We start from the raw sequence: 14,459 nt of genomic DNA, 5'->3' as shown, positions 1-14,459 counted from the left end.
TTCTATATTAGCCCCTCACGTTTCCCATACCCTATGCGCTACCTATCTCACTCACACCGGACGATGCGTCCTCTCCTGCTAGTCTGCCTGCTCCAGTTGGTTTTTAGCGGCTGTGCAACCGACCCTGGCACTAAACAGATCCCTACGCAGGCAAGGGGCTTTATTGCGACTGAAGCCATGGTGGTCTCGGCACACCCGGAGGCCTCGCGTGTGGGCAAGGAGATTCTGCAACTGGGCGGCAATGCCTACGATGCCGCCATTGCCACACAGTTTGCCCTGGCGGTAGTGCTTCCGGCGGCAGGGAATATAGGAGGAGGGGGCTTTTTGGTATACCGCCAGCACACCGGAAAGGCCGGCACCCTGGATTACCGGGAAACAGCCCCAGCCGCCGCATCCGAAACCATGTACCAGGACAGTGCCGGGAATGTGGTGAATGGCCTGAGCACAGGCGGACACCTGGCAGTTGGCGTGCCCGGCACTGTAGATGGCATGGTGCAGTTGCACGGGCGGCTAGGCTCACTGCCCTGGGCCAGGCTTGTACAGCCTGCCATTGACCTTGCGGCAAAGGGAGTCGTGCTGACGGAAAAGGAGGCGGCAGGCCTTAACCGCACAAGGGAAAACTTCCTGCAGCACAACAAACACATCCCATACCTTACCCGGGAAAGCAACTGGCAGGCAGGCGATACGCTGCGCCACCCGGACCTTGCCCGCACCCTATCACGCATCCGCGACGAAGGCCGTGATGGCTTTTATACTGGCGTGACGGCCGACCTGCTGGTGCGCGAGATGCAACGCAGCAATGGCATCATCACACATCAGGATTTACAACGGTATGCTGCCGTATGGCGCGAGCCGGTAACAGGCCGCTACAAAAACTACCGGGTTATCTCTATGGCGCCGCCCTCCAGCGGAGGCGTAGCACTGCTGCAACTGCTCCAGATGGTGGCGCCTTACAACCTGCAGCGGTATGGATGGCAAAGCACCGAAACCATTCAACTCATGACGGAAGCGGAGCGCCGGGTATACGCAGACCGTGCCACCTATCTGGGCGACCCAGGGTTTGTAACGGTGCCTGTGCAGGAACTGCTCGACTCCGTTTACTTACGCCAGCGTATGGCCACCCTGGACCTAGCCAAAGCCACCCCCTCCACAGCGGTAAAAGCCGGTGAAATGCCTGTATATGAATCAGAGCAGACCACTCACTTCAGCATCGTGGATACGCAGGGCAACGCCGTGTCGGCCACAACCACGCTCAATGGCGCATATGGCTCTAAGGTAGTGGTGGAAGGCGCTGGGTTTCTGTTGAACAACGAGATGGACGATTTCAGCGTGAAGCCCGGCGTGCCGAACATGTTCGGACTGGTGGGAGGCAAAGCCAACGCCATCGCCCCCGGCAAGCGGATGCTCAGTTCCATGACGCCAACCATTCTGGAAAAAGACGGCAAGCTATACATGGTGGTGGGCACGCCCGGTGGCTCCACCATCATCACTTCCGTGTACCAGGCTATCCTGAATGTGGTGGCGCATGGCATGACAATGCAGGAAGCCGTGGCAGCGCCCCGCTTCCACCACCAGTGGCTCCCAGATGAGATACAGCATGAGCCCAACGCCATATCGCCCGAAGTACGGGAGGCCCTGCGCCATAAGGGGTATACCCTGCAGGAACGCGGGCCTTACGGTCGCGTTGATGCCATTTTAGTGCTGCCCGACGGTCGCCTGGAAGCCGGTGCCGACCCGCGCGGCGATGATGCCGCCGCTGGGTTCTAAGCTTCTGCCATACCTCAAAGTAAGTTATACCACCACTGCTCTTTAACTGTATAAAAGCTGAGGCCTGCCGCAAACGCGACAGGCCTCGGCAAAATCTATCCGGAACCAGGCTGGATTACTGCTTCAGCATCTTGCTTTTGAAAACCTCTTTCCTCGCCTTCACTTTCAGGACATAGAGCCCTTTTTAAAGTCAGCGGCTTACTGGCGCAGCAGCTGCTGCACGTTTTCCCGAGTCCCTGTAACAGTAAACAACTGCTTTCCTTCCATACCATACCCGTTCATCTGCGCGGCTCCGGTGCCATTCAGACCATAGGTGGTACAATCCCAGACTGCGTTTCGGTTAGACATACCGGAGCCAGTTGCGCTAACCGCTGTCACATTTTAGCCAGGGCCTGGGCCACATCCCGGATCAGGTAGTCCGGGTCCTCCAGGCCAACATAGAACCGCACGAGGTTGAAAGGTAGGTCCAGTTTCATTTCCTGGGAGGTATAGGCCGCCGACATCGGAAAAATGAGCGACTCGTGGCCACCCCACGAGGCAGCCATCAGGAAATGCTGCAGGCTGTCGCAGAACCGGTCTACCTGCTCCAAACTATCGGCGTGCAGCAACACCGAGAACTGCCCGGAGTTGGTGCGCATCTGCCGGTGCGCCAACGCATGTTGCGGGTGTGAGGGCAGAAACGGAAACAGCACCTGCGCTACTTTAGGGTGCGAAGCCAGATAAGCCACGACCTTTTGCGTGGAGTCCGCCACCCGTTCCATCCGCACGGGCAATGTGCGCAGCCCCCGGATAAACAGCCAGGCGTCGTGCGGCGACATTACCGCGCCCAGCGTCATATACTCCGCCTTGAATATTTTCTGAATACGCTCCCGCGAACCGCACACGATGCCGCCCATCACGTCGGAGTGTCCGCCAATGTACTTGGTACAGGAATGGACCACTAAATCGATGCCGAAAGAAAGCGGGTTCTGGTGCAGCGGGGAGGCAAAGCTGTTATCGATGATGGTGGCGCAGTTGTGCTTTCGGGCAAGGGCTGCCACTGCGGCCAGGTCCTGCAGCTCGAAGGTGAACGAGGTGGGGCTCTCGAGATAAAACAGGCGCGTGTTTGGCCGGATCGCGCGTTCGAAGTTGGCTGTGTCGCTTCCGTCCACCTGCGTCACGTCCACGCCAAAGCGCGGGAGAAAGCGCTGCATCAGCGTCTTGGTCCAGGTATAGGTGCGTTTTACGCATACCACATGGTCACCGGCCTTCACCTGCGAGAGCACGGCAGCCGCCACGGCCCCCATGCCACTCCCAAACGCGATCGCCTCCTCGGCCCTCTCCAGCGCAGCCAGCTTCTTCTCCAATATCGATACAGTGGGGTTGTTGCCACGGGTATATAGGTGCGCGTCTGCCTCGTGCCGCATTTTATACCGCATTTCGGCCACTGTGTTGCTGGCAAAGTTGCTGGTCTGCAGAATGGGTGGTGCCACCGCATCATAGTACTTTCCGCGCTCCTCCCCCAGTTCGTTGATGATGTATGATAAATCCATAGAAGTGATATGTACAACGTAAACCCGGCAATCAGAAATTATATGATGTATGAGAACAGCATCAACTTAAACTATGGTGTCATCCTCATCCTATAAAAAAGTGCAGTCAAAAAATCAATCTATAATTTTCGGGCTCGCATCAATCCAACCACACATTTCCGTGAATACTTTTTATCAGAATGCCTTTAAATCCCGTCTCGCTATACTCTTTTACTCCGCCCAAGCACTTTGCGTTCCGTGGCTTTTTTGTACGCCTGCACGGGTATAAAAGCCCTCTGCTCCCGCCTGTTTCAGGCATGTAGCTGGCTTCGTTTCCCCAGTTTTATACCTCCTCACAAATTTTTCAAAATTAATTTATAACACGCTGATTTACAGCGGTATAATTTTGCTAAAATACTACAAATATTAGCATTCCCTGCAACTGTTATACCCCCCAAACTGTTATAAATGCATGAAAGAGAAAGAAGAAGAAAACGTGGTTTCGATGTATCCGGAGGAGCAGAGAGAAACTGACAAAGAGTGGCAGAAGTCGATTCCGGCACAGGTGTTTCTGAACTACTTTTTTGCGATCAATTACCATATCCAGCACTTCACCGACAACGGCCTGGACCACCTTGCTTTCTTCCGGGAGGCGAAGCCGGAGCTGAGCGAGCAGGACGTGGCCGCCGTGAAACAACTGTTGCTCAATTGCTGGAGCACCGAGTATGCGTTGCGGGCCACCGCCGAACTGGGAGACGAGGCGTATATGCGCAATGCCCTCCACTGGACGTTTCCGCAGGCCTACTATACTGTCTTTTCGGGCCTGCAGGCTTTCCTGCGCACGCGTGGGGTTACCTCCGGCCACGAGGCGCTTGTGCTGCGCGAGGCAGGCCGCCTGGTGGTGAAAAACGCCTACCCGCGTGCCATTAGCTTTTACGCCTCGGGCCATTACGGTCACTTTAACATACATCGCCTGCCGCTGGCGCACTACAAGCCGGGCCTGCAGATTGCGGGCAAGGAACTGGAGGCGCAGGCCCAGGTAGGGCAGTTTTTGCGCACCACCCGCCGGCAAAAAGCGAAGGCCGTGCGCCAGCAGGTGCAGGCAAACCCGGCCACTGCCATCCGCAGCACTCGCACCGGCGAGACCCTGCAGAAGTTTGGCCCGCAGCACTGGCAGCAGCTGACCTGGCGCGTGGGCTATACCACCCTGTTCGACCTGATGGCGCGGCTGCGCATTTCCTCTTCGCACCGCGAGATCGAGCGCTTTGTGCAGGCCGACATCGACTTTAAGCTTTTCCATGAGTCGCTGCTGCAGATCGTGAGCTACCTCAACGGCATCCACGAGGGGTATGTGGCACAGGCGCTGGGCATCGCGGAGTACACGGCATTTGTGCAGGAGCTGCCGCAGCACCTGCAAGGCTCCTTTGTGGCCGCCAGAATGCACGAGCGTATCAAGCCACTCTTCGGTGATGAGTTCCGGCTGGGACAGGCAGCCTAGGCTCGCCCACTTTAGCTATCTTTCCGGCTCCCGTAGGTTCTCCTGCGGGAGCTTTTTTATTTCGAACAATTGAATTTTAAATAGATGACGAAATGAATTTTAACGATGAAGAAGTGACCACTGTATAAGCAGGCAAATGGACATTATACATCGTCTCCAACCTGGAGCGTTTGCAGTAGGCAGCTATATTTTTTCGACTTTATCAGCACCTACAGTGCAGCAATTCAACAATCAAGAATTAATTATTTAAAAGCTGCCATTTATTTCCGAATTTCGCAGATTGTTAAAACGACCACCATTAGTTAAGATAGCATGCAATTGAGCGAACAGGAACTACGCAGACGCCACGAGCGCGAAGAGTTGGAGAAGATGGGCATCAACCCATACCCCTCTGAAACATTTGAAGTTACTGCCACTGCCAAAGAGATAAAGGAAAATTTCGATAAGGAAAAGAACAACTACCAGGAGGTAAGCCTTGCTGGCCGGCTGATGAGCCGCCGCGTGATGGGGAAAGCCTCTTTTGCGGAGCTGATGGACAGCACAGGCCGTATCCAGATTTACGTGTCGCGCGATGACATTGCACCCGGCGAGAACAAGGATATGTATAACACCGTGTTCAAGAAGATGCTCGACATCGGTGACTTCATCGGTATAAAAGGCCATGTGTTTGTGACGCAGGTTGGCGAGACATCGGTTCACGTAACAGAGCTTACGGTGCTCACGAAATCGCTGAAGCCGCTGCCGATTGTGAAGCGCGAAATAGATGAGAACGGCGTGGAGCACGTGTACGACGCTTTCAGCGACCCGGAGCTGCGCTACCGCCAGCGCTACGTGGACATGATCGTGAACCCGCAGGTGCGCGAGACGTTCAAAAAACGTACGCAGTTGGTGAACTCCATGCGCACCTTCCTGAGCGACAAAGGCTACCTGGAGGTGGAAACCCCTATCCTGCAGCCGCTGTACGGAGGTGCCGCCGCCCGCCCTTTTAAAACGCACCATAACACCCTGGACATGACGCTTTACATGCGCATTGCCAACGAGCTATACCTGAAGCGCCTGATCGTGGGCGGTTTCGACGGTGTGTTTGAGTTCGCAAAGGACTTCCGCAACGAAGGTATGAGCCGTTTCCACAACCCGGAGTTCACGCAGGTGGAGCTATACGTCGCCTATAAAGACTACAACTGGATGATGGACCTGGTGGAGGCGATGGTGGAGAAAGTAGCCCTCGACCTGCACGGCAAAACAGAGGTACAGGTTGGCGAGAACATCATCAACTTCCAGCGCCCCTGGAAGCGTTTCACCATGTTCGAGGCGATTGAGCATTTCACTAAGATCGATATCTCGGAGATGGAAGAGCCCGAGCTGCGCCAGACTGCCGAAAGCCTGGGCATCAAGATCGACCCTAGCCTGGGCAAAGGCAAGATCATTGACGAGATTTTCGGCGAGACCTGCGAGCCATACCTCATCCAGCCTACCTTCATCACGGACTACCCTGTAGAGATGAGCCCGCTGGCCAAGAAGCACCGCAGCAAGCCCAGCCTGGTAGAGCGCTTTGAGGCCATCTGCAACGGCAAGGAAATCTGCAACGCCTTCTCTGAGCTGAACGACCCGATTGACCAGCGCGCCCGCTTTGAGGAGCAGTTGGAACTAGGCAAGCGCGGCGACACAGAGGCCATGGTGCTGGACGAAGACTTCCTTCGCGCCCTGGAGTACGGCATGCCGCCAACTGCAGGCCTTGGCATTGGCATCGATCGCCTTAGCATGATCATGACCAACTCGCACTCTATACAGGATGTGCTGTTTTTCCCGCAGATGAAACCGGAAAGACAAGAGAAAAAGGAAGAGGAAAAATAGATTGCCCCATACGCAAAAAGGAAGCGCCTGCTATAGTCATATAGCAGGCGCTTCCTTTTTTATACCCTGGGCGGGTGCCTGGCCTAACGGTTCGGCGTGTTACCCGGTTTGTTGGAGGTCGTGTCTTTCGCATCGTTAATCATACTCTTCACCTCCTGGTCAGAGTGCTTGTTGGTATCGGTGTATGGGCTTTTCTGCACATTGCCAGCGGTTGTGGCAGTTCGGCCGGTGCTTTCCGTGGCTGGGAGCGTAGGTGCCTCGTTTACATGTGCATTTGTCTTGCCGTCTTTCTTCGTCAGTTTTTCGGTCCAGCTGCTGGCTTTTTCTTTGCCGGAGGTATAGCTCTTGCTCACCTGGTCTCCTAACTTAGAAGCGGAGTCTGCCACTTTTTTGCGCATTACGTTTCCTTTCTCCGGGGCCAGCAGCACTCCTGCCAGCGCACCCACTGCGGCACCTGCCACCAGGCCCATGGCTAATCCGCCTCCGCTGCTCTTTTTGCCTGTATCCTTTTGCTTCATCTGTCGGACAGAGGTAGCGTTTGTGGTATAGTTTGATTTGCTCTCACCAAGTGATCTGCATTCCATGTCAGTCTTCATCGTCTTTTTTTGGGTTATAAGATTCTATTCGCTTCTAATTCAGGCCTCTGTTTAGCCTTGGCCTGAAACTGTTTTAACGAAAGAGCAGGCAATAAGTTAGCACCGCACTTTTATAAAAGCATTCGCGCCTGCCCTTTTGCAAGAGCAGGCGCGAGCATATGATTTCGGCAAGCCGATATCATATAATTTAGGTATGATGTTGCTTAGGAAGCGCTTCTGCCAGTAGAGCCAGTATTTGAACTTCCACCAGTAGAGCCAGTGGAGCCAGTAGAAGCACCACCTGTTGAGCCTGTAGACGCTGAGCCAGTAGAAGAAGCACCTGTGGAAGCAGAACCGGTAGAAGAAGCATTGCTTCCACCTGATTTATCGCCTTTCACGGCGTTGCTCACGTTGGAATACGCCTCATCGCTCATGTTCTTGATCTCATCCAAGCCAGCCTGCAAATTCTTCTCCAGATCTTTGCTCAGTTTGCCAGCCCATTTTTTCACGCTCGTACGCGTTGCTTCTCCAGTGTCTGGCGCCATCATCAAACCAGCAATTACACCGGCACTTGCACCAGCTAGCATCGCTAGCAATATCTTTCCGCTATTATCTTTCATAGTTTTAATTTGTTATAAATTTACTTTGGTTATCTCTGAAGTTTTTTTCGTGTGTTTTTAATAACGTTCAAGTATAAATTAAGTTATACCTATACTAAAATTCTGTCATCCTGAACACGACCATGTAAAGAAAACCCCGGAGGATGTAAAAACGCGCTTTGGTTTATTTAGTGATTTTAGAGATCAGTTCCACGATCTCATCCTTTGTCTTTCCCAGGCGGGTCTGCAACCGGCCAAGCAGCTCCTGCTCGCCTCCCTCCTGATAATCCAGGTCATCTTCCGTCAGTTCATCGTAGTTGTTGCGGAGCTGGGCGCGCACGTCATCCCAGGATCCGTGCATTACGAGCTGGTCATCGGCTGGGCTTTGCTTTTTGCCTGCCTTGGCCTTCAGGTTCGTCGTCCAGCGCTTGAGTGTCAAGTTTAACTCGTCTCCAGCCTCTGTCAGGCTTTGGCGCACGTTCTCGCGGGATGAGCGGCCGTCTTCGGGGGCCAGCAGCACACCGGCGATGATACCGGCACCTAAGCCCGCCAGCGATGCCATTAAGATTTTTCCACTATCCTTGTTCGGATTGTTCATGTGTTCTGGGTTAAATAAAAAGATACATTTCAATGCTTTGGCGCATGCCAGGGCAGTTTTACGGATATCCGCAGAATAAAACCTGCACTCCGCCTATATTTTGATAGTTTTGTGCATTGGAAATACATACGGTTTCGGCCATACTTGGTTAATGTGCGCACACCAAGCACACTGACAGCGTATAAAGGCCTGTACCATACCTCCCTCCTGATGAAACAACTATTTCTCCCTGCGTTTGCGCTTCTGGTTAGCGGGTTGCTTTCCTGCGCGAACCGGCAAAGCGCGCAACCCGCCTGCATCGACCCCGCTAAAATTAACCCCGATGGCATTTGCACCATGCAGTATGACCCTGTATGTGGCTGCGACGGCAAAACGTACAGCAACGCCTGCATGGCCGACAATGCGGGTATCACGGCATACACGCAGGGCCCCTGCAGCGGCAAGTAACGCAGCGTTTTCTAATAACTGATTTATACCCCTAATTTTGACTACTATGAACGAGAAAAAATATTTTAAGCAGACTAAGCCTTTCCGGGTGCCCACCACCGACGGGAAACTGATTGAAGAGCACTTCGGCCACGCATCCACTCGAACCGGTGGGTTTAGTGTGGCACACATGGTGGCACCGCCGCATTGGGGCGAGCCGCACCAGAAACCGGAGTTCGACGAGATCACCATCGTGACGCGGGGCCGCAAGCTGATCGAGATAGACGGCGAGGAGGTGGAGGTGAAAGCCGGAGAGTCGCTACTGATCAAGGCGGGGGCCCGCGTGCGCTACGCCAACCCGTTTGATGAGGAGGCCGAGTACTGGTCTGTCTGCATCCCGGCCTTCGATATTAGCACCGTGCATCGGGAGGAAGATTAATCTCTTTTCAAACCAAAGCAAACATGAATCCCAACCATACCCACTGAACCATACTCACTGAACGCTGTATGAAACAAATCTCTATGCTACTTCTCGGCACTGCCCTCACGGCGGGTGCCTGTACCCAAACTCCTGCCAGCACCGCTTTAGAGGCACCCAGCCAGCACGAGCTACAGCTTGCCTCGATCAGCCAGGAAGAACTGCGCAAGGACCTTTTTGAATTATCCAGTGATGCGATGCGCGGCAAGCGGGCCGGTACCGTTGATGAGCTGCGGGCAGCGGCCTGGGTGGCGGAACAGGCCCGCAACGCTGGCCTGGAGCCTGCCGGAGAGGACGGCACCTACTTCCAGTTCTTTCCTATCAGTCGCATGCGGGTTGCCGACAACAGCACGATCAGCATCAACCAAAAGCCGGCCAAACTCTGGCAGCAGGTATGGGTTACCAACCCCGCTGAAACTCGCCTCGACGCCCCGGTGGTATGGCTAAACTCGTTGGCCGATACCGCGAAGCACAACCTAAAAGGCAAAGTAATCGCGATGCTGTTGCAGGCGCCAGAACCTTTGCCGGCCGCAGGCATGAGCCTCTGGAACTATAGGTATGTGGCATCGGCCTTACGACAGCAAAGTAACGCCCTTAAAAACCAAAAGGCGGCTGCTATCCTGCTGGTAACAGATCCGAAAACCGAGGGTGACTTTGGCTTTATGGGCCACGTGTTTGAGGAAGGCACCTATGCGCTGGAGAGTGATGCCAGACGGCAAAACAACAGCGCTCCGGTGTTGCTGGCGCACGCTTCCATCGCGCCGAGCCTGCAACAAGCGGGCGCAAAACTCACCACCGACATCAGAGTAGACACCTATACCTACCCGTCGATGAATGTGGTGGCCAAAGCTCCCGGCTCCGATCCTAATTTAAAAGAAGAGTATGTGCTCTTCAGCGGCCACCACGACCACGACGGTATCGGTGCTCCCGTAGACGGCGATTCTATTTATAACGGTGCCGACGACAATGCTTCTGTAACAGTGGCCCTGTTGGCCATCGGGCGCAGTTGGGTGAAGAATCCCGGCAAGCGCTCGGCTTTGTTTGTGTGGCATGGCGCGGAAGAACGCGGCCTGTTTGGTTCCCGTTGGTTCGTGGAGCACCCCACCGTGGACAAGAGCAGCATTGTAGCGGTGCTGAACGGCGACATGATCGGGCGCAACGCCCCGGACTCTGCCGCCCTGCTGGGTTCCATACCGCCACACCGCAACTCCAACGAGTTAGTGGACATGGCCCTGCAGGCAAACAAGCAGCACACCAATTTCAGCATCGATACTTCCTGGGACGAGGCAAGCCACCCGGAGAACTGGTACTTCCGCAGCGACCATTTGCCTTACGCCCAGGCGGGTATCCCAGCCATATTCTTCACCACGCTCCTGCACCCCGATTACCATACCCCCCGCGATGAGGCAGAGCGAATAGACCTGGAGAAACTGACCAGAATGACCCGCTGGATGTATGCCACGGGCTGGACCGTTTCAGAAACGCCTGAGCGCCCTACCGTAGATCCCAACGCTAAACTGGAACGATAGATATTGCTGAATAGAAATGAACAGTTTGTGCTCTCAAGCCCCGGTGAGGGAGGACAAGCATAACCACATGTTGGGAGGTATAAGAATTAAGATATGAAGAAAATACACACCATCTTCTTTGTGTTGTTTTTGATAAGCTGTATTGTAAAAGAAACTGAGGAAGAATCTGTTGTCCAACATCAAGATGGCACTTCTTCACCAGCAGTTGAGTCAATGTACTCAGGTATTCAGCCATTATATACTGAAGAGGATATAAAAGGTATATGGACTTCAGGAGAATCTGAAAACGCAAGCTTTAGTATCGAGGAAGACTCAATACTGTTTGTGGACGCATTCGAATACTTGAAATATGAATTCAGAAATGATACTCTAATTTACATTGAAGATGGTGTTTCCTTTTTTAAAACAAGAGTAATAAAAGCGGACAAAGATTCTTTAGTAACTTCCAACGAGGATGGAATCCGTAGATTGTGGAGATTTAAAGATTAGAACGTTGGCACGAAAATTACATCTCCCAACACAACCTACAAGGTAGCTTCGCCACCTCATAGCCTAACCCGATATAATAGGAAAGGGCCTCTGTTGTAGTAGCAGAGGCCCTTTCCTATTATGAACTCAGTAGACCGAATTACTTCTGCATCGAGTTGATGATATCTTCGGAGATGCCCATGCTGCTGAAGCCACCGTCGTGCATCAGGTTCTGCATCGTCACCATTTTGGTCAGGTCAGAGAACAGGGAGATGGTATAATCGGCGCAGGCCTCAGCGGACGCGTTGCCAAGCGGCGACATTTTATCAGCATAGTCATAGAACACGTCGAAACCGCCCACACCCGTACCGGCAGTTGTTTTGGTCGGCGACTGGGAAATGGTGTTTACGCGCACGTTCTTCAGTTTGCCTAAGCGGTAGCCGTAGTTACGGGCAATCGACTCCAGCACTGCCTTCGCTTGCGACATATCGGTATAATCAGGGAACACGCGCTGTGCCGCGATGTAGGACAGGGCCACGATAGATGACCACTCATTCAGGGCATCCTGCTTCTCAGCCACCTGCATCAGCTTATGGAAAGAGAGCGCAGACACGTCCAGCGTCTTCAGGAACCAGTCGTAGTTCAGGTCGCCGTAAGACTTTCCTTTGCGGATGTTCGGGCTCATACCTATTGAGTGCAGCACGAAGTCGATCTTGCCGCCCAGTATCTCCTGCGACTTGGTAAACAGGTTCTCCAGGTCTTCCACAGACGTTGCATCCGCCGGTACGATCTCTGCGTTGCACTCCTCTGCCAGCTTCTTGATCTCACCCATACGCATGGCAAGCGGGGCGTTTGTCAGCACGAACTCAGCGCCTTCCTCATGGGCGCGCTTGGCTACCTTCCAGGCAATCGACTTTTCGTCGAGGGCGCCAAAAATGATTCCTTTCTTTCCTTTTAGCAGGTTATAGGACATGTCTTCTATATGTTTTTATGATTTACCGCAATTAAGGCAGCAATATAGCAATATCTCCTTACAGTGAAAGCAACTCTTTCGCACTTTGATAGGCGTTGGCGCTTGGGTTGGCCCCTGCAATCATGTGCGCGATTTCGTTCACCCGCTCTTCCTCGTTCAGTTTGCGCACCCGGCTGATGGTGCGCTCGGCGGTGTCCTCTTTATACACAAAGTAATGCGAGTTGCCCTGCGCGGCAATCTGCGGCAGGTGCGAGATGGCGATAATCTGGTGCTTCTGCGCCATTTGCTGCATCATCTTGCCCACTTTCACGGCCACCTCCCCGGATATACCCGTGTCGATCTCATCAAACACGATGGTCGGGAGTGCGGTTTTATCGGCCAGCATATACTTGATACTCAGCATCAGGCGCGAGAACTCACCACCCGATGCGGCCTTAATAAGCGTTTGCGGCTGTGCGCCTTTGTTGGCGCTGAATAGGATGTTGATATCGTCGGTGCCCGTTGGCGTTGGCTCCACTTCGTTGTGCTGGATCACGATGCGGGCGTTTGGCATCCCCAAATCCGCCACTAGCACATAAAGCTCCTGCTCGAAGGTATCGAAGGAGGCGCGGCGGCGCTCCGACAGCACAGCGGCTTTCTCTTTCACATCCTGCTCGGCTTTTTTCATGGCCTTCTCGGTGTTGGCAATGGCTGTGTCCAGGTTCAGGACGCTGCCCACCTTGTCCTCCAGTTCGCGCTTTATGCTCAGCAATTCGGTATTGGTTTGCACCTGGTGCTTGCGCTGCAGGGTATAAATCAGGTTCAGCCGCTCCTGCACCTCGATGGTTCGCTCCGGATTAGCCTCGGTGTTGCGCTCGGCATCCTCCAGTTCCCCGGCAATGTCGTTCAGCTCGATCATGCAGCTCTCGGTACGGGTGCGCAGCTCATCATACTTCGCCGAGAATTGCGCCAGCTGCCCGATGAGATGCACCGTGTCTTTCAGGGCTGAGGTAATGTTAAACTCCGACTCGGTGAGGCTTTGCACCGCCTGCGTCAGCTTCAGTTTGATGTCCTCGGCGTTTTCCAGCTGTTTCAGCTCCTCCTCCAGCTCTTCCTGCTCCTTTTCCTGCAGGCCCGCCTCATCGAGCTCGTTCAGCAGAAAAGCGTGGTAGTCATGCTCTTTCTGGGCCTGCGCCAGTTGGTCGGTCAGCTTCCTGAAATCGGTTTGCAATTTTTTATACTGGCGATACGCCTCGTTGTACTTGCGCAGGTATGATAAATTGCCCGCGTATACATCAAAAGTGGTGTTGCCCATGGCGGCCGTGTTTCCGGCATATATGTCCAGGATGTTGAGCTGGTAGCTGGTGTCGCCGAGTTGCAGGGTGTCGTGCTGCGAGTGCACGTCCATCAGGTTCTCCCCTATCTTCCGGATCACGTCCAGCGTCACGGGCGTGTCGTTCACAAAAGCACGGCTCTTCCCGCTGGGGCTGATCTCGCGGCGCAGGATACACTGGTCATCATAGTCGAGGTCCTCTTTCACGAAAAGCTCCTTGAGGTTATAGCTCGATATGTCGAACACGCCCTCAATCACGCACTTTTCGTCCTGCTTGAAAAGGAGTTTGGAGTCGGCGCGGTTGCCCAGCAGCAGGCCAATCGCCCCCAGCATGATGGACTTCCCCGCGCCTGTCTCGCCTGTGATGATATTGAGCACCGGCGATGGGTTCATCTCCAGCTTCTCGATCAGGGCGTAATTTTTTATTCTAAGATCTACCAGCATATACTAAGACACAAGACTATAGACATAAGGCACAAGACTTTTGGCCTATGCTAAAGTTCGAAAATTCTGTTGAAATATAAAGTAAGAAAAGCGACGCAAGTTGCACGACACAGGATACACGATGCTATCATTGAAATCCTGCGGCTTGGCACAACCATGCTTCAAGATGCTAATAAGGCGCCTCGAAGTCATAGATTATTTCTTCCACGTCATCAAGCGGCATGGTATGCTTGCTGAAGCGCTGGTCCTGCAATTGGAGCTCTTCGGCTGTCAGGTGCAGGAGATGGCCCTGCATAACCACTCTGCTGCGCAGCACCACCTGCACTGTTTGCCGCTCGAGCAACTCTGATGTGTGCGCCTCAATGTCTTTTCTGAAGATGCGTTTCTGCCGCTTGCCCATGAGCATATAGGTATAAATCCGGCCTCG

15 protein-coding genes are annotated in these 14,459 nt (G+C 53.8%); 7 read left to right on the top strand and 8 right to left on the bottom strand.

Annotation, left to right across the window (positions count from 1 at the left end; all coding sequences use genetic code 11):
• Positions 1-33: 33 nt before the first annotated feature.
• Positions 34-1,767 carry a gamma-glutamyltransferase gene (ggt, locus tag MKJ04_RS13415; protein WP_410896825.1) on the top strand — a complete coding sequence of 578 codons (1,734 nt, stop codon included), beginning with the start codon at positions 34-36 and terminating at the stop codon, positions 1,765-1,767.
• 198 nt (positions 1,768-1,965) lie between these two features.
• On the opposite strand, the gene MKJ04_RS13410 is transcribed toward ggt, so the two are convergent.
• Both MKJ04_RS13410 and MKJ04_RS13405 read right to left on the bottom strand, forming a co-directional pair.
• Positions 1,966-2,115: a hypothetical protein gene (locus MKJ04_RS13410; RefSeq protein ID WP_241642161.1), complete on the bottom strand. Its 150-nt coding sequence runs from the start codon at positions 2,113-2,115 to the stop codon at positions 1,966-1,968.
• A gap of 26 nt (positions 2,116-2,141) precedes the next feature.
• The gene (locus MKJ04_RS13405) at positions 2,142-3,299 is read right to left on the bottom strand and encodes a trans-sulfuration enzyme family protein (protein ID WP_241642160.1); all 1,158 of its coding nucleotides are present in this window, start codon (positions 3,297-3,299) and stop codon (positions 2,142-2,144) included.
• A gap of 451 nt (positions 3,300-3,750) precedes the next feature.
• Here MKJ04_RS13405 and MKJ04_RS13400 point away from each other — a divergent pair, with 451 nt between their 5' ends.
• Together MKJ04_RS13400 and lysS are read left to right on the top strand one after the other, a co-directional pair.
• On the top strand, positions 3,751-4,776 hold the full coding sequence (locus MKJ04_RS13400; RefSeq protein WP_241642159.1) for a hypothetical protein: 1,026 nt from the start codon (positions 3,751-3,753) through the stop codon (positions 4,774-4,776).
• A gap of 312 nt (positions 4,777-5,088) precedes the next feature.
• Positions 5,089-6,630 carry a lysine--tRNA ligase gene (lysS, locus tag MKJ04_RS13395; protein WP_241642158.1) on the top strand — a complete coding sequence of 514 codons (1,542 nt, stop codon included), beginning with the start codon at positions 5,089-5,091 and terminating at the stop codon, positions 6,628-6,630.
• 83 nt (positions 6,631-6,713) lie between these two features.
• Here lysS and MKJ04_RS13390 read toward each other — a convergent pair whose 3' ends face one another.
• The 3 genes from MKJ04_RS13390 to MKJ04_RS13380 form a co-directional block, all read right to left on the bottom strand.
• Positions 6,714-7,214 (bottom strand): YtxH domain-containing protein, encoded by a 501-nt coding sequence (locus MKJ04_RS13390; RefSeq protein WP_241642157.1) that lies wholly within the window; start codon positions 7,212-7,214, stop codon positions 6,714-6,716.
• A 215-nt stretch (positions 7,215-7,429) separates the two neighbouring features.
• Positions 7,430-7,825 carry a YtxH domain-containing protein gene (locus MKJ04_RS13385; protein ID WP_241642156.1) on the bottom strand — a complete coding sequence of 132 codons (396 nt, stop codon included), beginning with the start codon at positions 7,823-7,825 and terminating at the stop codon, positions 7,430-7,432.
• A 163-nt stretch (positions 7,826-7,988) separates the two neighbouring features.
• Entirely contained in the window at positions 7,989-8,402 is a 414-nt protein-coding gene (locus MKJ04_RS13380; protein ID WP_241642155.1) for a hypothetical protein, read from the bottom strand.
• A gap of 210 nt (positions 8,403-8,612) precedes the next feature.
• Between MKJ04_RS13380 and MKJ04_RS13375 the strand changes: the two genes are divergently transcribed.
• From MKJ04_RS13375 to MKJ04_RS13360, 4 genes are all read left to right on the top strand, one after another.
• The gene (locus MKJ04_RS13375; RefSeq protein ID WP_241642154.1) at positions 8,613-8,849 is read left to right on the top strand and encodes a Kazal-type serine protease inhibitor family protein; all 237 of its coding nucleotides are present in this window, start codon (positions 8,613-8,615) and stop codon (positions 8,847-8,849) included.
• A 46-nt stretch (positions 8,850-8,895) separates the two neighbouring features.
• Positions 8,896-9,267, top strand: a complete 372-nt coding sequence (locus MKJ04_RS13370; protein ID WP_241642153.1) for a cupin domain-containing protein — start codon at positions 8,896-8,898, stop codon at positions 9,265-9,267.
• Between the two features lie 68 nt (positions 9,268-9,335).
• Entirely contained in the window at positions 9,336-10,835 is a 1,500-nt protein-coding gene (locus tag MKJ04_RS13365; RefSeq protein WP_241642152.1) for a M28 family peptidase, read from the top strand.
• A gap of 93 nt (positions 10,836-10,928) precedes the next feature.
• Positions 10,929-11,324 carry a hypothetical protein gene (locus tag MKJ04_RS13360; RefSeq protein ID WP_241642151.1) on the top strand — a complete coding sequence of 132 codons (396 nt, stop codon included), beginning with the start codon at positions 10,929-10,931 and terminating at the stop codon, positions 11,322-11,324.
• 139 nt (positions 11,325-11,463) lie between these two features.
• On the opposite strand, the gene MKJ04_RS13355 is transcribed toward MKJ04_RS13360, so the two are convergent.
• From MKJ04_RS13355 to MKJ04_RS13345, 3 genes are all read right to left on the bottom strand, one after another.
• Positions 11,464-12,276, bottom strand: coding sequence for an enoyl-ACP reductase (locus tag MKJ04_RS13355; RefSeq protein ID WP_241642150.1), 813 nt, complete (start codon positions 12,274-12,276; stop codon positions 11,464-11,466).
• Between the two features lie 58 nt (positions 12,277-12,334).
• Positions 12,335-14,032, bottom strand: coding sequence for a DNA repair protein RecN (gene recN / locus MKJ04_RS13350; protein WP_241642149.1), 1,698 nt, complete (start codon positions 14,030-14,032; stop codon positions 12,335-12,337).
• A 169-nt stretch (positions 14,033-14,201) separates the two neighbouring features.
• The gene (locus MKJ04_RS13345) at positions 14,202-14,432 is read right to left on the bottom strand and encodes a hypothetical protein (RefSeq protein ID WP_241642148.1); all 231 of its coding nucleotides are present in this window, start codon (positions 14,430-14,432) and stop codon (positions 14,202-14,204) included.
• Positions 14,433-14,459: the final 27 nt, after the last annotated feature.

The sequence above is a fragment of the Pontibacter sp. E15-1 genome (assembly GCF_022601975.1).
In the GTDB taxonomy this organism is placed as follows: Bacteria; Bacteroidota; Bacteroidia; order Cytophagales; family Hymenobacteraceae; genus Pontibacter.
The sequence above is the reverse complement of the archived record's forward strand: the minus strand, read 5'-3'. Positions and strand labels throughout refer to the sequence as shown.